The sequence below is a fragment of the Bifidobacterium sp. UTCIF-38 genome (assembly GCF_006454495.1).
Lineage (GTDB): Bacteria > Actinomycetota > Actinomycetes > Actinomycetales > Bifidobacteriaceae > Bifidobacterium > Bifidobacterium callitrichos.
In genome coordinates this window covers 40594-63988 of sequence record NZ_JFAL01000004.1, presented here as the reverse complement: position 1 = coordinate 63988, position 23395 = coordinate 40594, and the positions used below count along the sequence as shown (strand labels likewise).

Annotated in this window: 18 protein-coding genes and 1 CRISPR repeat array; of the genes, 3 read left to right on the top strand and 15 right to left on the bottom strand. The window is 61.7% G+C overall.

Translation table 11 applies throughout. The features are described 5' to 3' along the window. Nucleotides 1–32: 32 nt before the first annotated feature. Entirely contained in the window at nt 33–1955 is a 1923-nt protein-coding gene (leuA, locus tag BW11_RS02045) for a 2-isopropylmalate synthase (RefSeq protein ID WP_043165610.1), read from the bottom strand. Between the two features lie 287 nt (nt 1956–2242). Between leuA and BW11_RS02040 the strand changes: the two genes are divergently transcribed. Then, nucleotides 2243–3670, top strand: a complete 1428-nt coding sequence (locus BW11_RS02040; protein ID WP_181162466.1) for a metallophosphoesterase family protein — start codon at nt 2243–2245, stop codon at nt 3668–3670. A gap of 61 nt (nt 3671–3731) precedes the next feature. Here BW11_RS02040 and BW11_RS02035 read toward each other — a convergent pair whose 3' ends face one another. Both BW11_RS02035 and BW11_RS02030 read right to left on the bottom strand, forming a co-directional pair. Then, nucleotides 3732–6089: a PASTA domain-containing protein gene (locus BW11_RS02035; RefSeq protein ID WP_140444617.1), complete on the bottom strand. Its 2358-nt coding sequence runs from the start codon at nt 6087–6089 to the stop codon at nt 3732–3734. Between the two features lie 66 nt (nt 6090–6155). Further along, nucleotides 6156–6776, bottom strand: coding sequence for a DUF5701 family protein (locus tag BW11_RS02030; RefSeq protein ID WP_043165613.1), 621 nt, complete (start codon nt 6774–6776; stop codon nt 6156–6158). A gap of 134 nt (nt 6777–6910) precedes the next feature. On the opposite strand from BW11_RS02030, the gene asd reads away from it, so the two are divergent. Next, nucleotides 6911–8005, top strand: a complete 1095-nt coding sequence (gene asd / locus BW11_RS02025; protein ID WP_043165615.1) for an aspartate-semialdehyde dehydrogenase — start codon at nt 6911–6913, stop codon at nt 8003–8005. 286 nt (nt 8006–8291) lie between these two features. Here asd and BW11_RS11640 read toward each other — a convergent pair whose 3' ends face one another. From BW11_RS11640 to dnaX, 8 genes are all read right to left on the bottom strand, one after another. After that, complete coding sequence (locus tag BW11_RS11640) at nt 8292–8486, bottom strand: hypothetical protein (RefSeq protein ID WP_152600333.1); 195 nt, start codon at nt 8484–8486, stop codon at nt 8292–8294. Between the two features lie 329 nt (nt 8487–8815). Then, nucleotides 8816–9686: direct repeats of the CRISPR family, unit length 36 nt; unit sequence GTTGGGAATTAGCATTCACCCTTCTTGATAGACTTG. Between the two features lie 50 nt (nt 9687–9736). After that, nucleotides 9737–10069, bottom strand: coding sequence for a CRISPR-associated endonuclease Cas2 (cas2, locus tag BW11_RS02020; RefSeq protein WP_043165617.1), 333 nt, complete (start codon nt 10067–10069; stop codon nt 9737–9739). Next, complete coding sequence (gene cas1 / locus BW11_RS02015; RefSeq protein ID WP_043165618.1) at nt 10066–10971, bottom strand: type II CRISPR-associated endonuclease Cas1; 906 nt, start codon at nt 10969–10971, stop codon at nt 10066–10068. Before cas1 ends, cas2 begins: the two co-directional genes overlap by 4 nt. Nucleotides 10972–10980: 9 nt before the next feature. After that, nucleotides 10981–14394 carry a type II CRISPR RNA-guided endonuclease Cas9 gene (gene cas9 / locus BW11_RS02010; protein WP_181162467.1) on the bottom strand — a complete coding sequence of 1138 codons (3414 nt, stop codon included), beginning with the start codon at nt 14392–14394 and terminating at the stop codon, nt 10981–10983. 408 nt (nt 14395–14802) lie between these two features. After that, nucleotides 14803–15372, bottom strand: a complete 570-nt coding sequence (locus BW11_RS02005; RefSeq protein WP_043165622.1) for an ACT domain-containing protein — start codon at nt 15370–15372, stop codon at nt 14803–14805. 75 nt (nt 15373–15447) lie between these two features. Next, on the bottom strand, nt 15448–16212 hold the full coding sequence (locus BW11_RS02000) for an aspartate kinase (protein ID WP_043165623.1): 765 nt from the start codon (nt 16210–16212) through the stop codon (nt 15448–15450). 180 nt (nt 16213–16392) lie between these two features. Beyond that, nucleotides 16393–16995 (bottom strand): recombination mediator RecR, encoded by a 603-nt coding sequence (recR, locus tag BW11_RS01995; RefSeq protein ID WP_043165625.1) that lies wholly within the window; start codon nt 16993–16995, stop codon nt 16393–16395. An 83-nt stretch (nt 16996–17078) separates the two neighbouring features. Beyond that, nucleotides 17079–19931: a DNA polymerase III subunit gamma/tau gene (gene dnaX, locus BW11_RS01990; protein ID WP_140444618.1), complete on the bottom strand. Its 2853-nt coding sequence runs from the start codon at nt 19929–19931 to the stop codon at nt 17079–17081. A 103-nt stretch (nt 19932–20034) separates the two neighbouring features. Between dnaX and BW11_RS01985 the strand changes: the two genes are divergently transcribed. Continuing rightward, on the top strand, nt 20035–20673 hold the full coding sequence (locus BW11_RS01985) for a TetR/AcrR family transcriptional regulator (protein WP_258184516.1): 639 nt from the start codon (nt 20035–20037) through the stop codon (nt 20671–20673). A gap of 34 nt (nt 20674–20707) precedes the next feature. Here BW11_RS01985 and BW11_RS01980 read toward each other — a convergent pair whose 3' ends face one another. The 4 genes from BW11_RS01980 to BW11_RS01965 are packed head-to-tail and all read right to left on the bottom strand — an operon-like array spanning nt 20708 to nt 23122. Then, nucleotides 20708–21820 (bottom strand): diacylglycerol kinase family protein, encoded by a 1113-nt coding sequence (locus tag BW11_RS01980; RefSeq protein WP_140444619.1) that lies wholly within the window; start codon nt 21818–21820, stop codon nt 20708–20710. A 42-nt stretch (nt 21821–21862) separates the two neighbouring features. Beyond that, entirely contained in the window at nt 21863–22279 is a 417-nt protein-coding gene (locus BW11_RS01975) for an Rv3654c family TadE-like protein (protein WP_181162468.1), read from the bottom strand. A 5-nt stretch (nt 22280–22284) separates the two neighbouring features. Next, the gene (locus BW11_RS11745) at nt 22285–22824 is read right to left on the bottom strand and encodes a TadE family type IV pilus minor pilin (protein ID WP_258184518.1); all 540 of its coding nucleotides are present in this window, start codon (nt 22822–22824) and stop codon (nt 22285–22287) included. Nucleotides 22825–22864: 40 nt separating this feature from the next. Beyond that, nucleotides 22865–23122 carry a DUF4244 domain-containing protein gene (locus BW11_RS01965; protein WP_052401196.1) on the bottom strand — a complete coding sequence of 86 codons (258 nt, stop codon included), beginning with the start codon at nt 23120–23122 and terminating at the stop codon, nt 22865–22867. Between the last annotated feature and the right edge of the window lie 273 nt (nt 23123–23395).

The window sequence follows — 23395 nt, the reverse complement described above, 5'->3', positions numbered from 1 at the left end:
CCCTCCTAGATAGTCACACAATCAGGCGCCTATCAGTGCTCAGCCGAGCGGTTCACCCTGTTGATGCCGGAGATGATCGCCTTGAGCGCGGAAGTCGTGATCGACGAGTCGATGCCGACGCCCCAGATGATCTCGGAATCCGCATCGGAGCCGACCTGGCACTCCACGTAGGAGGCGGCCATCGCGTCGGTGCCGACGGACATCGTGTGCTCAACGTAGTCCATGACCGACGCCTCGATGCCGAGGTTCGCGATCGCGTTGAGGAACGCGGCGATCGGGCCGTTGCCCACGCCGGAGATCTCACGCTCGTGAGGCTCGTCGACGCCCACGTTGACGCCACGGTCGAGCACACGCGCCTTGAGCACGGTGTCGGAGCCATCCTCACCGGAGGAGACCGCCACCTTGAGCAGCTTCAGACGGCCCCACGGGGCGAGCGACGCATCGTGCGTATCGCCGACGACCACGCCGGCGGCGGTCATGCCCGACTGCTCGACCGGCAGATACTCGTCCTTGAACAGGCGCCAGATGTCCTCGTCCTTGACTTCCTTCTTCGTGTCGTCGGCGTACTTCTGCACGACCTTGTCGAACTCCACCTGCAGACGCTTCGGCAGGTCGAGGTTGTGGTTGGTCTTGAGCAGGTAGGCCATGCCGCCCTTGCCGGACTGGGAGTTGACGCGGATGATCGCCTCGTACGTACGGCCGATGTCCTTCGGATCGATCGGCAGGTAGGGCACGAGCCAGACGAACTTGTCGAGATCGGCGCCGGCGCGATCCGCGGCCACCTGACGGGCCTCGAGGCCCTTCTTGATGGCGTCCTGATGCGAGCCCGAGAACGCGGTGAACACGAAGTTGCCCGCGTACGGGTGACGCTCGGAGATCTTGATCTGGTTGCAGTACTCGACGGTCTTGCGGATCTCCGGCACGTCGGACAGGTCGAGCTGCGGGTCGACGCCCTGCGTGAGCAGGTTCAGGCCCAGCGTGACGAGGTCGACGTTGCCGGTGCGCTCGCCGTTGCCGAGCAGGCAGCCCTCGACGCGGTCGGCGCCGGCCAGTACGGCCAGCTCGGTGGCGGCCACGCCCATGCCCTCGTCGTTGTGCGGGTGCAGGGAGAGCACCACGGAGTCGCGGTCGTCGAGGTTGTTGGAGACGTACTCCACCTCGTCGGCGAACACGTTCGGCGTGGTCATCTCGACCGTGGCCGGCAGGTTGATGATCATCGGGTGCTCGGGGGTCGGCTTGATGACGCCGATCACCGCGTTGCACACCTCGACGGCGTACTCCGGCTCGGTGCCGGTGAAGGACTCCGGCGAGTACTCGTAGTACAGGTCGATGCCCTCGGCCTCGCCTTCCAGATGCTTGCACAGTTCGGCGGCGTCGGTGGCGAGCTTCTTGATCTCCTCCTTGTTCTTACGGAACACGACCTCGCGCTGCAGCACGGAGACGGAGTTGTAGAAGTGCACGATCGCGCGCTTGGCGCCCTTGAGCGCCTCGTAGGTGCGGCGGATCAGGTGCTCACGGCACTGGGTGAGCACGACGATGGTCACGTCGTCCGGAATGAGCTCACGTTCGATGAGCATGCGGATGAAGTCGAAATCGGTCTCCGAAGCGGACGGGAAGCCCACCTCGATCTCCTTGAAGCCCATGGAGACCAGGAGGTTCCAGAAGCGCAGCTTGCGCTCGGAGTCCATCGGGTTGACGAGCGCCTGGTTGCCGTCACGCAGATCGACGGAGCACCAGCGCGGCGCGCGCTGCAGCTTCTTGCCCGGCCACGTGCGCTGCGGGTAGTCGAACGGCACCTGCTTGTCGTAGGCGACGTACTTGGTGTACGGCATCTTGCTCGGCTTCTGCGGGTCGCCGATGAATCGTGCGGGAGGCAGCAGCGGGTCGTTGTTCCCTCCGTTGGATGCCGCGGCGACCGCGGCGAGATCGAATACCGATGATTGATCCTGACCCATCGTTCCTCCTTTGCTTGGTACACGGCGTTTGGTGCATGGCCGTCTCTGCCGGCCATATGACAGTGATCAGACGTCTGTGGTTCGTTTACGCATACGTAACATGCGCAATCCCCCATCCTACCTACCGCGCGCCCCAACGCCTCGCCGGGTCCACAATGTTGCGCGATTCGTCGGTTTTCCCCCGGTAATGTCTCGCATATCACACCGCGCGACTCCACCGTGCGTGCGCCGCGCCCCGCCCCGCCGCAGCCGCCATCACGCGCCACACCTCGCGCTACATTGGAGTCATGACACTGCGATTCCGCGAGGACGGCACCTTCCGTGTGCTGCAGATGGCCGATATCCAGGACAAGCCCGAGGTCGATCCCGACACGATCCGTCTGATCCGCGAGGCGATCCGCAAGGCGGATCCCGATCTGGTGGTGCTGACCGGCGACCAGATCCGCGGCTACGACCCCGCATACATCGACACGTTCCTGCGCCGCCGCGGCGAGCAGCCGGGCGCGCGCGTGCGCGTCATCACCGAGATCGAGGCGAAGCTGCAGGGCGTCAAGCGCCGCATCGCCGAACGCCACAACCCCGACGTGCCGCCCGTCGACGACGTCATCACGCCCGCCGATCTGATGGACGAGACGCGCGCCAAGGTGCGCCGCACGTTCGCCGCGTTCCTCGGACCGGTCGTCGACGCCGGCGTGCCGTTCGCCGCGACCTACGGCAACCACGACTTCCAGTGCGGCATCCTCGCCGAGGAGCAGGACGACATCTACCGCGAATTCCCCGGCTGCCTCAACCCGCCGGCGCCCGCCTCCGACGAGCCCGACGCGCCGCGCCCCGATCCGCTCGCATTCGAGCCGGGCACGTTCGCGATGCCGGTCGAATCCTCCGACGGTTCCGGCCATATCGCGATGAGCGTGATGATGGTCAATTCGGGCGATTACGCGGACAAGGACACCCCCGCCGAGCGCGACGCGCAGTATCCGCTGTACGCGACGAACCCCCGCGGCCTCGATCTGGCCGACTCCGACGGCTACGGCACGCCCTCCCCCGAGGCGATCGCCTGGCTGGCGGACGTGCAGCACGAACTGGCCGCGCGCAACGGCGACGGCAAGCCGGTGCCCGCGATCGCCTTCCAGCACATTCCGCCGCAGGAGTTCTACGACGTGCTGAAGGAGGTTCCGGCGTGGACGCCGAACGCCGTGGAGGGATCGCGCACCTTCTCCGGACGGTGCTTCGTGCTTGATGAATCAAAGTGCCGTCCGGGCTCCCGCCTTGGCGAGGGCATCGGATGCGCCGACGAGAACGTGGGCGAGGTCGACGCGATGCGCGATGCCGGCGGCTACTTCGCCCTCTTCTGCGGCCATGATCACAAGAACTCGTTCGTCGGACACGACGACGGCATCGATCTGGGATACGCGCCCACCTGCGGATTCGAATGCTACGGCCCGAAGTCGCGACTGCGCGGCATCCGCCTGTTCGAGTTCCACGAGGATCACCCGTCCACGTACACCACGCGCATGCTCACGTGGGGCGAACTGGTCGGCCGCTATTCGCACAACGAACTGCGCGTCTGGTTCGAGGACCACTGCATCACCGACGGCGTCAGCGCCCGCGACCAGCTGCGCCGCCCCGCCGTCTTCGCCACCACCGCGGCCCTCGCCGGCGCCCTGCTCTACGCCGTCACCCTCCCCCTGCGTCACCTCCTACGGCGTCGCTGAGAAGGGTCTGAGAAGGGTCTCAACCCCCTTAAGACCCTTCTCATTACTTCATCACTCTTGATCACTCCTGCAGGTAATACGCGGTCTGCTCGGTAGGTGCGGTGTTCATGTGGTACCCCATGAAGTACAGGCACGGCCTGTCCGCGCTGAACGTCATCACGCCCTGTCCGGGATCGAACGGCGTATCACCGTTGGCGATGTCGCATGATGAGCCCTTGAAGATGTACAGCGGATTCACCGGACGCTGCGAGATGTTGGCCTCATCGCCGCCTTGGCTGAAATAGGCGTCGCTAGCGCAGAACGCACCCGAATGGGTGGCCCCGTCCTTGGTGGTGCACTGATAGTCGTCATCCGGAGCGGTCAGATCCAGAAACCGCGTCGTACCACCGGTATACGCGCTCCAACCGTCGGGTCGATACCGCAGTTTCGTCGGATGCTCGTACAGGAGCGGCTTGTCACCGCTCTTCAGCGAGAGCGCACCGGTCTTGTCCAAGGTGACGCAGCTCTTGCCCGACTTCAGGCAATAGGTTCCGGCGATAGGAGTGAAATCGCCCTTGTCGGCCGCGCTGATGATCTCATCATTGGTGTACGTCTTCCTGGCGGATTCGGCGGATTCCTCGGACTGCTTGGATCCCGTCGACGAGGAATCGGCATCCTCGGTCGTCTTGGCACCCTTCACCGTGGCATCGGCGAGCGACTGCCAGTCGTAGTCGCCACCCTGCTCGACCAGATAGTAGACACTCGAGTCGCTCGGTGCGGGCTTCATCTTCATGACCGCATCCCTGCTGCCGCTGTATCCGTTGAACGGCAGGAACGGGTTCTGCGCCATCGTGTCGGTCATCGGCACGCTGGTCTTGGAATACAGCTTCGGATCGCGGTACAGGAGGAACGGCCGATCCGTGTCCACGGCCTTGCCCTTCTTCGCATCGGCGAGCGCATCCTTGTCGAAGAATCCCGTGCCTTCCAGCCCCTCAAGGTCGGATCCGACCGGTACGACTACGAAGTAGTCCTGCATGCGGTATGTGGCGCCGGAGTACGTCGACGACATGCTGTTCTGGTCGAGCGTCCCGTTCACGCACGCGCCCATACCGGCCCCGTTCGTGTCCACGCGCCGTTCGCCGCACCAGTAGTCGGTCAGGCTCTCGCGCGGCATCAGTTCGAACGCGCCGTAGTTCTGCGTGATCAGGTAGTCGGCCCTGTCGTTGCTGCAGTACGGCTGCTGGATCGCGTCGCAGGACACGAGTCCGCCGTATTCGCCGTAGTCCTGTCCGTCGCGTCCCTTCTGGTACGTGATGCTGCCCTTGTCGTATGCGCTGTCGGTCTCGGCTCCGGCGTCGAACGTGATGCAGTCACCGTCGTTGCGGCACCACGTTCCGGCCGCCACCGCCGACGTGCCGAGCATGTTGCTGGCGGCACCGGTCTCCGGCGAGTTGTGGATCGTGTACGCCTCCTTCACGCCGCTCGCGTCGATGCCGTAGTACAGGGTGACCGCGGCGCCCGAGGAGACCGGCGATCCGGGTGCGGGGTTCGATCCGGTGATCTTGCCGATGCGATCCTTGGACGCGAATCGCGGCACCAGCGTCACCTTATAGCCCTTCGATTCGAGCTGGGATCGCACGGCATCCCGATCGCCGCCGACGATATCGGCTCCGATGCCGTTCCCCTTCGTGGCGACTCCGACGTAGATGCCGTCATCCTTGCCATCTTCGGACACCGCCTGTCCTGCGGTGGGATACGCCGCGATGATCGTCCCCTCCGGCATCTTCTTCGTATCGTTGACGATGATCTGCTTGTAGTGGACCGGCACGCCCATGCCGTTCAGCGTCGAGACGGTCTGCTCCGCGCGCTTGCCGATCACGTTTCTGGGGACGCCCGGTCCGGCTGATTCGCGGATGGTCACGGTGACGTCGGCGCGGACGCGCTCGCCGGGTTTCGCGCCCACGTAGCCGAGGAATGCGCCGCGACTTTCGCCGGAGAATTCACGCACGGTTGTGGTTGCGAGGCCTTTCGCGTGCAGGGCATCCGCGATGGCTTTGGCCGTGACCGAAGATTTGCCGTTCTGTTTCGAGGAGACCTGCGAGGTGATCGATGCGGGATCGGGTAGCGCCTTGCCGCCCCACAGTTCCGCACGGTAGGTGAGGAACGCGGCGATCGCGCCGGCGACGACCACGACCGCCGCGACGATGGCGATGATCAGCGGCAGACGGTTGCGGGCCGCACCGGCTGCGGGCCCGCCGCCTACCGGGCCGACCGGACCACCCGGTCCGACCGGCGGGATCCCCGACGACGACGGCTCGTGAGCTGTCGGGCCGGACGGTTCTGACGCCCCCGTCGGTTCCGGATGGTCCAACGGCGATCCGCAGGATGTGCAGAACCTGCCATCGTCGTCATTGGCGGCGCCACAAGCGGTACAGAACATCTTCGACCTTCTCTCTCATGGTTCTCGATGATGTCTCCCCGACTAGCCTACCGCGTTCGGCTCCCCCTACCGAAACAGGCTCACTCCTCGGCGGGCGATGCAGTAGGCGTTGCCGAGCCATGTGTGACGCGAGTTCGGCCATACGGCGCCGAGCCTCGGCGCGTTCTGGCTCATCCAGATGCTCGGCACGCGTCCGTCGGCCGAACGCGATCCGAGCAGGTTGAAGCCGTTCTTCTCCAGCAGCCATTCAGGATGCTGCGTGGCGATCGCCAGCCCCTCCTCGAGCGTGAGCGGCATACGCTCGTCGGAGTCGATGAGCTTACGCGCCACGTCCGGCTCACGGTTGATGTAGCAGGTGCCGGTATGCGGTTCGACGACGAGGTAGAACGGTCCCTCCGGCGGCTCGAAACCGTCCTGCGGCAGGAAGCTGGCGATGTCGCGCGGCGGCATCGTCGTGAATCCGGCCATGCGGTTGATCGAGGTTCGGGCGATCAACGATTCGGGCGAGACCAGCTCACGCGTCGGCACCAGCAGGATGTCCGCGCCGAGATCGGACTGCTCGAGCGCCTCGATCAGCGGGCGCGCGAGGGAACGGAACGCCGCCGCGCTCATATCCGCCACATCCGGGTATCCCAACGCTACGATTCGATCGAGTTGGTTCTTCGCTTCTTCCGATGCAATCGACATGCTTACAGCCTACCGCCGTGCCGGGAACCGGCGAACCAGTCACCATGCGGGCAAACGGCCCGGAGCCATGATGTGTTCCGTAGAATTGACGGTTACGTCAGGTTGTATCCACCCATCTATTCCAAGAGGTTGTTATGTCCGAAAAACTCAAGGTCGGCGTCCTCGGCGCCACCGGTATGGTCGGCCAGCGCTTCATCACGCTGCTTGAGAACCACCCGTGGTTCGAGGTGACCACGCTCGCCGCATCCGCGCACAGCGCCGGCAAGACGTACGAGGAGGCGGTCGGCGACCGTTGGAAGATGGAAGCGCCGATGCCCGAGTACGTCAAGCATATGCCGGTGGTCGACGGCGATGACGCCGAGAAGGTCGCCGCCGGAGTGGACTTCATGTTCTCCGCCGTGAACATGCCGAAGGATCAGATCCGCGCGATCGAGGAACGCTACGCGAAGACCGAGACCCCGGTCGTCTCGAACAACAGCGCCCACCGCTGGACCCCGGACGTGCCGATGGTCGTTCCGGAGATCAACCCGGAGCATTTCGCCGTGATCGAGCATCAGCGCAAGCGCCTCGGCACCACGCGCGGCTTCATCGCAGTCAAGCCGAACTGCTCGATCCAGGCGTACACGCCGGCACTGGCCGCGTGGAAGGAGTTCGAGCCGCACGAGGTGGTCGTGAGCACCTATCAGGCGATCTCCGGCGCCGGCAAGACGTTCAAGGACTGGCCCGAGATGGTGGGCAACATCATCCCGTTCATCTCCGGCGAGGAGGCCAAGAGCGAGAAGGAGCCGCTCAAGGTCTTCGGTCACGTGGATGACGAGAAGGGCGAGATCGTGCCGTTCGACGGACCGCTTCGCATCACCTCGCAGTGCATCCGCGTGCCCGTGCTCGACGGCCACACCGCCACCGTGTTCATCAACTTCGGCAAGAAGGCGACGAAGGAGGAGCTGATCGACCGTCTGGTCAACTACACCTCTCGCGCCGCGGAACTGGGACTGCCGCATGCGCCGAAGCACTTCATCCAGTACCTGACCGAGGACGACCGCCCGCAGGTCAAGCTGGACGTCGACTACGAGGGTGGCATGGGCGTGTCGATCGGCCGTCTGCGTGAGGATTCGATCTTCGACTGGAAGTTCGTCGGACTCGCCCACAACACGCTGCGCGGCGCCGCCGGCGGCGCCCTCGAATGCGCCGAGATGCTCAAGGCGCTCGGCTACATCACCAAGAAGTAGCAGCTGATCAGCACTAGCCCCAGCCGGGTATCGCGTTTCCCACACGGTTCCGCGATACCCGGTTTTTCATACCACATAGTTTTCATACCACACATTGAATCGGCAATAGATTTGTCGCCGACTGGCTTGCTTGCCCCGGCAGTATCCTACGGTGCGAATTCATTGTTGAATTGACTGCCCCCCAGACCCGCTTCGCGGGCCGGATCGGAGCGAGATGCGCGATGAGTTTGCCACTCAGCGCATGTCAATCGGTTGATGTTCGTTGAGTGGCAGAAAACCGTGCCGCTCAACGCAATTTCGGCGATTTTTTACGTTGAACGGCAGACAAGGCGGCGGCAGAGGCAGTTTTTGGAATACTGGCTATTGCAGAATCGTTGGAAAATAGCCGTTTTGACAACATGTCAAAACGACGGCGAGGCAGTAACGACGTATCGTCGTGCCGCTCAACGCCAAAATCGACGAAAATTGCGTTGAGCGGCACCGCCGGGGGCACAGACAGGGGCGCAACCGGGCGGCATGGCTGAAGTGGTGCGGGAGAGCGGCGCAATTGAGTCGGTTCATGATGGCGCGGCCGAGCGTCTAACATCTCGCGCCGGAAAATTCGTTGGTCTCATCCTGACTCCTCTTGTCAGGGTTCCTCTTGTCGGGGCGTTGCCGTGAAGCAAGCGGCGGAGCTGCTTGTAGGCAACGTGCAAGCCGACAGGCGGGCCGGCATGACGCGCACGCAGCGCGTCCATAATCGCAATACAGCCGGCCACGAAACGGGTCTAAGAGACAGTCAATTCAGCAATGAATTCACGCAGGATACGGGTTGGAAATTAGCGTTCACCCTTCTTGATAGACTTGTACCTACGCGCGATACACACAAACACGCGTTGGGAATTAGCATTCACCCTTCTTGATAGACTTGCGTATCCTCGCGAATATCCTCGGGACTCGTTGGGAATTAGCATTCACCCTTCTTGATAGACTTGAAACGTCACGAACAGTACCCGAGTGCTTCGTTGGGAATTAGCATTCACCCTTCTTGATAGACTTGATGCCGCCGAACGTTTGCGCCTCGTCGGGTTGGGAATTAGCATTCACCCTTCTTGATAGACTTGACTTCACCGACCACCTACTCGACCACCTGTTGGGAATTAGCATTCACCCTTCTTGATAGACTTGGCCGGGTGCAAGTCCCGGCGACGCACGAGTTGGGAATTAGCATTCACCCTTCTTGATAGACTTGTATTGGTCATAAGACCACGTGGGCGTTGAGTTGGGAATTAGCATTCACCCTTCTTGATAGACTTGCCTGCCGGTAGGTCCACCGCTCCACGAGGTTGGGAATTAGCATTCACCCTTCTTGATAGACTTGGACGCGGAGTCCGGCTTGCTGTGTGAAAGGTTGGGAATTAGCATTCACCCTTCTTGATAGACTTGACGCGGGCCACGACACCACGCTCGTTTCGTTGGGAATTAGCATTCACCCTTCTTGATAGACTTGAGCGGCCCACCATGAGGAACCCGGACCGGTTGGGAATTAGCATTCACCCTTCTTGATAGACTTGCATCGCCCGGAGCATCCGGTGATACTCGGTTGGGAATTAGCATTCACCCTTCTTGATAGACTTGTTGCATCACATCGGGGATTGATTTGATGGTTGGGAATTAGCATTCACCCTTCTTGATAGACTTGATAGCCTCTCAAGAAGGGCCATTTTCTGCGGTTTGTAGCACTTTCTTCATTCAGAAAAGCGTGAACAGCTGCGGAGTCTCCTCTTCCAGGTCCTGTTCGGAGTTGGAGAATCGTAGTGCCGAAGACCACTGGTGATCGCTGATGTGCAACACGCGCACATATCCGTGTGCCGGTAAAGCCGCTTTGATCGCCTGAACCGTCGAACGGTTTCCCGCCTGCGTGGGAGTGTATCTGGCGTAAACCGAATACTGCACCATGCTGTAGCCCATATCCAACAGCATGTTCCTGAATTCTGTAGCAGCACGACGCTGTTGCTTGGTTTTGACCGGTAGGTCAAACATCACCAAACACCACATGCCGCCACTGTCCTCATCCCTTTTCATACGATGCCCGCATATTCGGGCACCGCGAGTCGGTCGACACGCCCTTCACAGTACAAGCCATATTGTTGTGCGAAGTCATTCAGCGAACTGGGAATCGTCAATCCGGTCCCGTTGAGTTGCTGGTTAACAGCTTCAACAAGATACTTCTTTATACTCTTATCCGATAGATCGTCTTCCGCCCGCAATTCAGCAACGCTCCGGTCGATTGCCGGACGATACGGTTCCAGCATGTCGTCTGCCAGACAGAAGTAATTGCCTCGATTACGATGGTGCATCCCCAAGGAGGGGATCAACCCAGCCGATATGACCGCCTTGACCGCGAAACCGCGCAGCACCATATAGGCATAATCCAACTGCGCGTTACGACCTCGGCCGTCACCTGGGCTTCGTTTGAACTCCTCATCGGCTGGAAACACCCGTTTCCAATACTCCCGCGCCGCATGCCCTTCACAATTCGAGGGGTCTCCGGATCGGACCGACGCGGCGATGCCGCGCAACAATCCTCCCCCATCAATTCCAAGCGCGTCCAAGCATGCCGCTTGACCGCGGATCTTGGCCTGGACGATTCGACCCCATGCATTCTTTCCACGAGGCAACGTCATATCGACTTGCGCCAATTGACGCCGAGTGACCGTAGTCGGCAGATTCGTCCAAGCGTGAAGCGCCGCATCAGGTACTCCACGCCAGTCGCACAACAGGACCGATACCCCGTAGCGGGCCATCTCATGCAATACAGAGGCAGAGCATGATATTCGCAGCCCAAGCAGCACGACAGCCACCTGAGATAACGGAACATCCACCGGCTCATCAACAGCATCCCGTTGTACACGCATACAGCCCCGTACATACGAGATATTGCCGGACATCTCCGTGCAATCAACGACCCGCCACTGGCTCTGCATGATGCACTCTTAGTCAAACCATCGCCATGAACATGGCAAACCGGACTGCGAACGCCACCGCGCTTCGCCCAAGGTGTTACGGCGAATCACCGTTGGGGAAAAGCCTCCAAAGACATCTACGGTAGATATCCATCCCGTCTTAGCTACGACTTTCTGAACTCCATCAGGTATTTCCTGATTTTTGCCGAGTTTCATCAACCCTTCGGATGCCAGCAGTCTCGGATGTAGCCTGAGTTGTTTGTTCGAGAAGAAACCATCCAACACCCATGAACATTGAGCGGTACTTGCCGAATCAGAGCCATCGCACCAATCCACGAACTCACCGATCTGCCCATTAAGCGCGGTCTCCCGAGGGAACTCCACACGAAGTTCATCGCCGACAACCATCCAGCCAAGATACGTGGCATTACCGGCTTGCACCGCCTGTACGGTCCGAGGCTCACCCCATCGCATTGAAACCGACTGAGGCGGCAACGGTTCCGAGAACAGATCAGCGCCACGCGCCCGCAGCAAATCCACTTGGAACACGCGAATCATCCCGTACCAGTACTTGCGCACACCTTTGGCGTTCTGTTTCCAGTACCGATAGACACGCGCATGGTGGATCGACGAACCAATATCAGCCGAACCTCCACGGACAGCGAGTTGCGCCGACTGTCCGTCGAAGAACTCCACCTCGTCACTGGCGGAGTACGTGACGCCGTGCACGGCAATCGTCCGCGAATCATTCGCGGGCAGACCGACTGCGGCATCAAAATCAGGCAAACGCGTAAGAGCACACCACAACGCAGGTGTGGACGCCCTGCGAACCAGATCAGCATCCATGGCATCACCAAGCCGCACACGGAGTAGCTTCTTGACCGTCGCATCATGCGCTATCGAATTGCCCAGTTGCAACCTCATCGGCTGACGGACAACTATCCGATCATGATCAAGGGCATCATTCAGCAGCTCCAACAACGATTCCATAGCCGCGCGCCACTGTTGGAATGGAACATATCCCGGACAGCCTTCATACGGATATTCCTTCCAGCTCCGCTCACCGTTGGCCAGTCGTCCTGCAATCAACTGTGACTCACGCAATGAATCGCGTTCCACAAGTGTCTGTGCCACGGATGGGCGCATTATGGCGATCACAGAAGCATCCATCGCATGATGACGGCGGTCCAAACGGGTCTTGTAACGAGCACCAAAGAAGTGAATCCTGCCTTCCAAACCACTCGCTCTACGAGCAAGAGCTGTAACTCGCCCCTGGAACACACGGACCTCCACCATAATCCGAGGACGGAGCTCATCGCACTCCTCAAGATAATGCCCCGCGTTGAAATACCAATCGATACGACGATGCAATTCGTCGGCCATCCATGCGACCGATTCGATGGACCTATTGTCGATTGGCTCATCACTGTAGGTCTGCTTCAGTCTGATCTTCACATCCTGCTTGAACCGTCTCCAAGTTTGCGAAGTATCAGCGTTCCTGTCATAGAGCATGTGATCGACCCGCTGCAAGGATTCCTTCAAATTCACTCCACGAGCATGTGCCGCCTCGGAGTCCGCCCACACCGCAAATGGAATGTTCGACTTAAGCCTGTTGCATTCGATGCAAACAGCGGCCAGATTCGTCCGCGTATTAGTCGATCCCGCACCTTTCCGAGGCACGATATGGTCCATTTCGCAGTTTCTGAACGCAATCGGCCGTCCGCAATAGAGACATTCGCCGTTCTGCCGTTGAATCGCCTCGATACGACGAATATCCTCACTACGTACACGGTCAAGATGTTCGCTCTCACGAAGCTGCTTCGCCAGCGAAGACCGATAGACGCTCCTGTTGCCGGTTCGTCGCTCATATTGCCGTGCAGTAGCTACCGAATCGAACGCGGAACGCACATGCTCAATCTGTACCGATACAGGGGTACCCCAGCGATTACGGCAATTTGACAGCCATCGGCTGACGATTCTCAGTACTCTGTCTACAGAGGGATTGCCCAATGACGCACCGATGGGATCTGCCGGAGGTCTCCAGTAATCAGAAACGTGGAACAACACCTTACGTGCGGCGTGCAGGTCATCGTTGGTGGTCAGCATGCGTTCCGTCAGCTTCCGTAGCGTCTCTTCGCCGTATGCGGCTCGACCTGCAGGAAGATCAACGGAGTCCAGTCTGCTCAAACCCTCATCGTCAAGGCCATCGATGAAGTCGAGCGCCTCCTCGTATGAGATGTCTCCATGGACACCATCCAGATCCACCGTATTGGACAGCAGTCTGATCATAGACTCCTGTGCCTGCCCTGAGGCGTTTTGCCACCATGCCTGCAAGGGCTTGGCGATCTTCTTGTCCGCTTCGCATATCCTCTGGAAAGAGGTCAGTCGAGGCGGGGTGCTGGAAATACGGTCCTCGCCGTCTTCGGTGGTTTTCCCAACGCCCCGAAGCTGTCTCCGCTCATATCCGAGATGCGATGCAACATCTCCCCAAGTAATGTCCTTCGAATCATCAGAGACGAGCATCGCAAAAATCGTCTGCTTCTCCTCAATCGTCAAAGGCCGTTCCTGCTTGTTCTCCTGAATACGGAGATTCGTCAGCACATTGGCGATCCGGTATCGTTGGAACACCAACGATGCTTTCAAGGCACGAGGCTGTGCTGCATCAAATGGGTCACGCCCCACTCGTTTCTCCGCGGATCCCTTGGGAGAGTTCGCGCGGAATATTGCGTGGAATAGGAGATCACCCTCTGATTCCGGAACACGTTGTACAGAGAAGATACGCTTGAGCTCATTGGCGTTATCCTCCTGCATCAGTTTGGAAGGCAGCAAGCCTTCGCCCCGCTTGCTGCTGGTTCGCAAGCGGGCGTTATCCACTGTCCTATGAGGCCACGCTGCAATAACGATCTGCGCCGATGTCATATCCTCATCTAATGCATGTCCGATCTGCGCCTCGGCTCGAGTTTTCAGCTCACGGTATTGCTCCGAATACGGATTATCCACCAGTAGCGATTCCACGCGGTGATATGGGTTGCGCCATCCCCTATGGCGCGCGATATGTCTGATGGCAATGGAGATGTTTTCCTTGCGCGTGGCTTCATCCTCAATAAACACATCGGCCAAGCCAGAACGTATTTTCCACTCGTCGAAAGTGTCCAACGTCTCAGGGTCAATGATCGGATAGCCCAATCGCTGCAACAACTCATCAAGCTGGTTAAGACGCTTGCGACGCCGACGCAACATTCGCCGCGCGCGTCGGCTCTCACCTGAAACGCTCTTACGCGTAGCCGCGTCCTTGTTCCTCGTCGGATCGACCCCGCCGTCATGAATAACTGATTGCGCATTGAGAATACGTATCGGAGTATTGGCGTCATCAACCTCGATGGCGGCCAATCCCACCGAGTTCAGTCCAACATCAATCCCCACTCGATAACGCTTTGCACTCATCTGAATTCCTCTTCCCCGAGAACAATAGTGCCATCCATATTACCTGATTCCGCTGGCATGCGAGGCGAACTTCAGAGAGCACGGATGGCCAGCAGGAGAGGCTGAAGCTGTCTAAGAATCGCCTTCATAAAAAACGGGGCGGGTGTAACACCCGCCCCTACGATCTGGAGACCGTTGAGCAATCAAAGTGGCTAACTCGTCCACTCTTATTGAGAATTAGCAAAGCCCATTATAGCCCATAAGATCGTCAGACTCACCTCGCGGAGACCAACATCGCGGAGAAAAGGCCCTTCGCATGTTATCTGGGTGACGGTCGCCGGCTGGAAGCATCTTCGAGATACTCGTGGAATGGCCACCGCCCAGCGTGACAATCGACTGGGATCGTTACTATACGTCAGCGCACTGCGCTCAGCGACCGGTGCCGCCGTAGACGACGGCCTCCACCTGCGTGGCGTCGAGACCGTAGGCGGTGTGCAAGGCGCGCACGGCGTCGTTGAGCTGGTCGAGCGGCACGAGCGCGGCGATGCGGATCTCGGAGGTGGAGATCATCAGCACGTTGATGCCGTGGTCGCTCAGCGCCTGGAAGAACTTGGCGGCGAGGCCGGAGTGGGTCTTCATGCCCACGCCGACGACGGCAACCTTGCCGACCTTGGTATCCACATCGAAGGAACGGTAGCCGAGCTCCTCGTGCTTATCGATCAGGGCGTTCTCCACCGCCTTGACGGACGACTCCGGCACGGTGAAGGAGATGTCGGCGAGGCCCGCGGAGGAGCCGGCCTGCACGATCATGTCCACGTTGATGCCGGCGGCCGCCAGCTCGGTGAACACCTTCGCGGCCATGCCCGGCTCGTTCGGCACGCCACGCACGGTGGCCAGCGCCTCGCTGCGGTCATGCGCCACACCGGAGATGACCGGAGCCTCGGGGCCGAGGTCCGGGAACAGATCGCCCATCGATTTTTCGTTGTTGTTGTCGCTCATTGTCTTGCCTTGTCTTGCTTCGTAAACGTGTTGTCAATACCGTCGGTGCGATGCCGTCGACGTGATCTCGACCGATCAGTCGATGTTCGGCAGCGTGCGCGGGTCGACTCCCTCGGGAACGACCAGCGTGCCGGGACGGTGGGAGAAGGAGCTGCGCACATGCAGAGGCATGTTGAATCGCTGCGCGTATTCGACGCAGCGCAGCGCGAGCACCTTCGAACCGCAGGATGCCATTTCGAGGATCGCGTCGTAGCCGACGTAGGGGATGCGGCGTGCGGTCGGCACGATGCGCGGGTCGGCGGTGAAGATGCCATCCACGTCGGTGTAGATCTCGCAGATGTCGGCGCCGAGCGCAACGGCGAGCGCAACGGCGGAGGTATCGGAGCCGCCGCGGCCGAGCGTGGTGGCGTCGCCCTTCGCGTTGATGCCCTGGAATCCGGCGACGATCGCGACGTCTCCCAGCGACAGCGCGTTCTTCACGCGGTCGGGCTTGACGGCCTTGATGTGGGCCGCGCCATAGCGGGCATCGGTGAAGAAGCCGGCCTGCTGTCCGGTGAAGGAGTGGGCGCGGCTGCCTTCCGCATGAATGGCCATGGCGAGCAGACTCATCGAGATGCGTTCGCCGGCGGTCATGAGCATGTCCATCTCGCGCTCGGGCGGGTTCGAGTCGATGCTCAGCGCCTGATCGATGAGATCATCGGTGGTGTCTCCCATTGCGGATACCACCACGGCGACCTTGTTGCCTTTCTTCTTGGTCTCGACGACGCGCTTGGCCACACGTTTGATCGATTCCGTATCGGCGACCGACGAGCCGCCGTACTTCTGTACGATGAGAGCCACTGCTGTCCATTTCTCTCTTGGGGGTTTCGGGGCATGCGCCCCTCGATATTCCGTCCGCTTATTCTACGTAAGCGGCACGATTATAAGGATTTCGCTGCTCGAACCCCATCCGCTCACCCAACATGCGGACGGCGGGGAGACATCCGGGAGACACGCGGAGGGAACGGCGAATGAGTCCTCCTATGCCTCGCGGCGGCCGGCGAGCGCGCGGCCGAGCGTGATCTCGTCGGCGTATTCAAGATCTGAACCGACCGGCAGTCCGCTGGCAAGGCGCGTGACCTTGATGCCGAGCGGGCTGATCAGGCGACTCAGGTACGTGGTGGTCGCCTCGCCTTCAATGTTCGGGTCGAGCGCGAGGATGATCTCCTTGACACTGTCGTCCTTGAGCCGTTCGAGCAGTCCTGCGATGTGCAGATCGCTCGGCCCGACGTTGGCCATCGGGTTGATGGCCCCGCCGAGCACGTGGTACATACCGCGGTATTCACGCGTGCGCTCGATGCTCATCACGTCCTTCGGCTCCTCGACGACGCAGATCAGCGTGTGGTCGCGTCGCGGATCGGAACAGATCGGACACGGGCTGGTCTCGCACACGTTGCCGCATATGTCGCAGAAGCGCACCTTCGCCTTGACTTCGGTGATGGCGTCGGCGAGCGCCGCGGCCTCCTGCTCGTCGGCGCTCAGCAGGTAGAATGCGATGCGCTGTGCGCCTTTCGGCCCGATGCCGGGCAGTTTGTTGAATGCGTCGATGAGCCGTTGGATCGCACCGTCATAGGCCAATGCCATGCCCGTTCCTCCTTGTCACGTGTTCATTCCGTGTCTTCATGTGCGCGCTCGAGTGCCGTTCCGTGCCATTCGCGCCAGCCCCGTCACTCGTCGTCATGCTTGGGTGCCGGATGGACGTTGCGCGGGTTGTGCGGATCGTCGGCGGCGAACTGTTCGACCTTCTTCACTTCGAACATCCGCAGCAGCTCGTTCCGATCCATTGCGGTGGCCTCGCCGAGCGACTGGTCGTCCATCGAGTATTCATCCTCGTCCGCGGAGACCTGCGGTTCTGCAGACGCGGGCGACTGCGACCGGGCGACGTTCCAAGGATCAGCCCCCGCATCAACGGCCGCCCCGCCGCCAACACCTGCGGCGCCAGTGGGCTTCGCCGGTGTTTCACGTGAAACATCCGAGGGCGTATTCCACGGATCGTCCGGTTCGCTGGGCGGAGGCACGTCCTTCCATGGGTCGTCCGGCTCGTTCGGAACCGGCATCTGCGATCCAGAGCCAGTCGCTCCTGTCGGACGCATGGTACGGTTCCACGGATCATCGCCCTGACCATTCTGAGCGGCCGGAACGGCCGGGGTGCCAGCCGAACGTCCGGCCATCCGAGCATTGTTGCCGGTATCGGTTTCAGACTGTCCAGGCATGACCGAACGATCACCGACGCCGTGCCCGGCTCCGACGTTTCCGGGCTTAGGCATGGCTGCGGGCTGCGCCCATGGATCGATGCCGTCACTCAGATCGGGAACCGCCACATGCTTGTGATGGTGTTCGCTCCCATTGGATTCGCCGGCACTGGCACTCGGACCATTGCCGCTGGAACTCTTGTCACCACCGACTCCGGCCGGGGAGCCGATCGGTGATGCAGCAGGCTTCGTCAGCGTCGGATGCGCCCACGGGTCGTCGTCATCCAACGCCGACAGTGCGGCGGACCGAGCTCGGTGAGCTTCATCATCGTCCGACGAGGTGCCGGCCGTATGCGCGCTCTGAGCGGCGTGCTCACGACTCGACTCCTGACCGCCGTTCCCCGACGAAGCAGCAGACTCGGCCGTGGCGGTCAGACTGGCGGCCGCCTTGAGGTTCTCCTGCAGCAGCTGCGCCTTGATGCGCTGCTGCTCACCCATCGGCAGTTTGCTGAAGGCCGGTGTCTTCTGACCGTCGTCGGTGGTGGGGGTCGGGGCGATCTCGGTCTGCTCGCCGAACACCTTGCGCACTTCGGAGCGCAGGATGGACACGACCTTGTTGCTGCCGTCGACCTCTTCGGAGGCCACGGCCAGTGCGAAGGCATACTTGCTGAGGGGCTTGTCGAACTTCAGCCACAGCCTCATCCGGCCGGTCTGCTTGTACGGACGCAGGCTGATGCGCAGCACCTTGTCGCGGGTGACGTATCGGCGTACGTCGTCGGGCAACGACGCGACCAGAGCATCCCACTTCTGATCGGGAGTGCGATTGTCGGGTGCCGCAGGGGCGGCGGCAGCGGCCTGAGGGGTGTTATTGCCGGCTGTCGTCGACGCGGGCCCATTGACGGGCGCCTCGACACTTGAGGTCGAGGCCGAGGCCGAGGTCGCGACGGAAGTCGCAGCATTCACGGAGCCGTCGCCATGCGAGGCCACCGCTGTCGAGATACCGACTTTGCCGGCACCGGCAGCAGCACCGGCAGCAGCCTGTTGATTGCGCGCGGCACCGGCGAACCCACCGACGCCACCGGCGTTTCCGCGAGCGCCCCCGGCGTTACGCGCCGCACCAGCGAAGCCACCGGAGGCCCCGGCACCGGGTGCAGCCTGCGCGCCTCCCATGCCGTTGCCCGCGCCGCTGCCGACCGCAGCAGGGGCCGGAGCCGCGAATCCGGTCTCCGCTCCGGCGAGCAGCCTCGCCGCCAGCAGCTCCAGGCGCATGCGCGGCGAGATCGCACCGGTCATCGCACCCAGCGTGTCGTTGATGATGTCGGCCATGGCGGTGAGCGCACCGAGTCCCAACGCGGCCGCCTGACGGTGCAGGTCGCCCATCTCCTCGGCCTCGGCGGTGTCGGACAGCACGCTTTCCGCCCGATCCCCCGCCAACGTGAGCACCAGCAGGTCCCGCACGCGGGCGAGCAGGTCCTCGACGAATCGGCGCGGATCGAAGCCGCCGACCACGACCTTCTGGATGACGCCGTACAGGTCCTTGCCGTTCCTGTCGATCACCGCGTCGATCGCCTCGCCGATGAGCGCCTCGGGCGTGAAGCCGAGCAGTGCCACGGAGGCGTCGTGCGTGATCACGCCGTCGACCGAGCCGACCATCAGCTGATCCAATACGGACAGTGTGTCTCGCACCGATCCGCCGCCGGCGCGCATCGCGAGCCGAAGCACGCCCGGTTCGGGCTTGATGTGCTCCTCATCGCAGATCTTCTCAAGGTACGGCCCCATGATCTCGGCCGGAACGAGCCTAAACGGATAGTGGTGGGTGCGCGAGCGGATGGTGCCGATCACCTTGTCGGGTTCGGTGGTGGCGAAGATGAACATCACATGCTCGGGCGGCTCCTCGACGATCTTGAGCAGCGCATTGAATCCCTGCGGCGTGACCATATGAGCCTCGTCGAGGATGAAGATCTTGTATCGGTCGCGTGCGGGGGCGAATCCCGCGCGTTCACGCAGTTCGCGCGCATCGTCGACGCCGTTGTGCGACGCCGCGTCGATCTCGACCACATCGATCGATCCCGGGCCGCCGGTGGCGAGATCCTTGCAGGACTCGCACTCGCCGCACGGATGCGAGGTCGGTCCCTTCTCGCAGTTCACGCATCGGGCGAGAATACGGGCGGAGCTGGTCTTGCCGCAGCCTCGCGGGCCGGAGAACAGGTACGCGTGAGTGAGCTTGCCCTCGTCCAGCGCCCGCATCAGCGGTACGGTGACCTGATCCTGCCCGATTACTCCCTCGAACGTGTCCGGGCGATAACGTCGATACAGTGCAAGTGCCATATGTTCCAACCTACCTCAAACCGACTACCCATCGATGGCGATGGATGTTGACGAAACGCGCACGACTGCCGTGCGCACCACCGCAATCACCTACACTGTTGCCATGAGCAGTATTGACACGACGTCAACAGCGACGATGACGGCGACGGGCAAAGGAGACGCCAGGCGCGCGGCGATCGTGCGCGCAGCGAGAGAGATCTGTCTGGAGAAGGGCTTCTCCAGGATCACCGTGAGCGACATCGCCTCGCGGGTGCACATGACCAGATCATTGTTCTACCACTACTTCCCCGATAAGGACGCGGTCGCCGACGCCGTGCTCGACGACGTGGTGGGCGAGATCCTCTCCAAGCTCGAGGCGTGGAACGCATCCCGCGAGACCGGCAACATCGACAAGGCGCTCGACGACATGGTGCTGCTGATCCGCGCCCTCATCGCGAACGAGGGGCCGTTCTCGGCCCGCATGATCCATGAGGGCAATGCGGAGCTGTACATCCGGTTCATCGACCGCATCGCCGATCGCATCGCCGATCTGCTGGAACGCACCGTCGTGCGCGATTTCGCGCTCCTGCACGGCATGCCGATCACGAACGTGCACGAGACGTTCTTCACGCTCATCGTCGGGTTGATCTCCCTGATCCGATCGCATGCGAACGTCACCGATGCGACGCTGAAGTCGCTGATCGCGCAGACGCTGCATCTGACCGACTACCTCCGTCCATCGTCGATGGCCACGGCCGGCTGAACCTAGTGACTGTCGAACCGAACCACCAGCCGAATCAGACGAATGCACCGGTGATCGGATCGCGTCCGTCGCGGCGTATGGAGTCCAGCACCGCCTGTTCGCCTCGCGCCCGTTCATGCCAGCCGACCACGGCCGGCGGCACCAGTACGCGCAGCGAACGATCGCACGCCCGTACGACCACCGGCAGTCGGCCGATGTACTCGCCGTCCGCCATCAGCACCGGCGGCTCGTCCCCCACCGCGGCCCGGGTGATCTCGACGGCGCGCACCCGTTTCCACCCGAAGATGCGGGAGGCGAGCAGTTTGCCGTTGTAGGCCTTGGAGATCGCATCGGCGATCTCCAACGGACCGGGCATGTGATCGATCCAGATCAGGTCGAGCAGCCCGTCATCGAACCGCGAGTACGGAGACACCTCCAGCCCGCCACCGATGTGCCGCGAATTGGCTACGGTCACCATCGGCGTGATGAGGTCATGCTCCTCGATCGTGCCGTCCGCAAGCGTGGCTCTGATGTGGTACCCGTACCGTTTGAGATGCGCCACCTCGACGAGCACCGCCGCGAAGTATCGCAGCGATCCTCCCGGCAATCGCGAATGGTTGGCCCGGTCGTTGATGCTCGCGTCCAATCCACAGGACAACATGCCCGCGTAGTACCGGTCGCCGTTGATCCCACCATCGGCAAGCTCCTTGCCGGTGGTGGGATCGGCGGCGACGAATCCCGGCAACGCCGTGACCCGACCCATGTCGACGTCGATATACGATCCGCGTACGATCGCTCCGACGATGCCCTCGACCGCCGTGGGGATCTTGTTGACCGGCAGCGAGAGACCGCGGGCGAAGTCGTTGCCCGATCCGGTCGCCACGATGCCCAGCGGCTTGCCGCTGGAACCGACAGCATTCGCACCGAGGGCGATCATGCCGTCACCGCCCACCACGACCAGATGGTCGTAGTCGTTCATGCGACCGCGCACCTTGGCAAGGGAGTCATCGAAGCTGTTTCCGGTCAGATCGATCACATCGAATCCATGATGTCGGCCGGCTTCGGTCAGCATGTCGAATACCTGCGCTCCGATCCTGGCACCCCTACCCTTGTCGGATACGGGGTTGCCGACCATGGCGACGGTCGTATGCTTCTGGCTCTCGGTCATACGCAACACGATAACCGGGAAGCCGGCTGACGCGCCAGCAGTCTATTCGCAGACCGTCGGCCCTGCCCGAGCGGACTGGATCATATCGGGCAGGAACGGCATCCCGACGTCCACGCCCACCTGAACCAGCACGTCCTCGCCGGTGTCACCGCCGACGTCGCAGGAGATCAGGTGCGCACCCTGGCCTTCGGCGGCCCTGGCTGCCACCTCGCATGGCACACCGCCGGACCACAGGGCGTTGGCCGCGGAAAGCGCCGACATATCCGCGGCCGTTGCCGCACGGGAACGGCCAACCAGTATCTGGCCGACGCCCACCGCCACGACGATCATGACCGTGGCGACGGTGATCATGATGATGCCGAGTATGGTGCCGGCGCCTTCATCGTATGCGGTTGCGGTGGCGGCGAATCGGTCGAATCGCCCTTGGCGGCCGAGGTGCCTGTCGGTTTGCTTGCTCATGTCACTCATGTCAGCACTCCCACCGCTTTGCCCGACGCCAGTGACGGCAATACGCCCATCGGATCGGGAATCACCGGGCAACGCGTGATGACGGTGACGGTCCCGGCTTCGGCGTCGACATCGATGTCGACGTCGACGTCCTTCCCGGCGACCGCCTGAGCGGCGGCCTCGGAATCCGCATCTCCTCCGGAGGAGACGACGGCGCGGGCGGCGGCGGATGCGGCGTCCTGACAGGTCATGGACACCACCACTCCGCGGGCGAGCGCAGCCAGCAGGACGATCATCACCATTACGGAAGGCAGTACGCTGGCGAATTCGGCGGTGACCGCGCCGGCGTCGGACCGGGACATCCATGCGGATAACGCGAAGAGACGACGAAAACGACTGGAATTGAGACGATCACGGTTATGGATCGGGGGCGTCGGCCCTAAACGGGCCGGCGAGGAAAGAGATGGCGATTGGTTCGGCGACTGACACCGGCCGCCGGCAACGGCGGAGATCGTTGCCGGCGGACGACGTGCGCGACGCTTCACGTACGGTTTCATCGGTGACGTCCGATTGCAATCAGGCTCGACTCACGGGGAATCAAGCGGAGAACGCTCCCGTGGTGATCGCGTTGAAGATAGTGGTGAAGATCTTCTGGACCAAGGCCTTGAATTCCTTGGACTTCAGGATCGTCCAAAGGATACCGCCGAGGCTGACGGCCGCAACGGTGACGGCCGCGTACTCGACGGTCGCCGCGCCCTCTTCGGGCTCGGCGGTCAGGGTGCGAATCCTGGCGTCAAGCATGTAGAGACGAGCCTTGGCGCTGGTCAGCATGTTGTTGATCTTGGTGTTCATCATGACTCCTTCATCATGTCGTTATTAGTTTCCTGGTTTCCCCGTTTCGACCGGCGGCTCCGACGTTGGGGCCCTGTCGAACCGGGTGTGACCACTGTGCCGCCGATCGATCCGACGAACACGGAAAATCCGGGGCATGTGGACGAAACCCCCGGGTTATCCACATCGCCGGCGTGTCATCCACAGCCATTGTGGATGGGGAGCCCCATTGTGGATAGCCGATCGCATCACCGACCGCGATCGATCGCGACACGCCGATCGGATACCCGAAGAGAA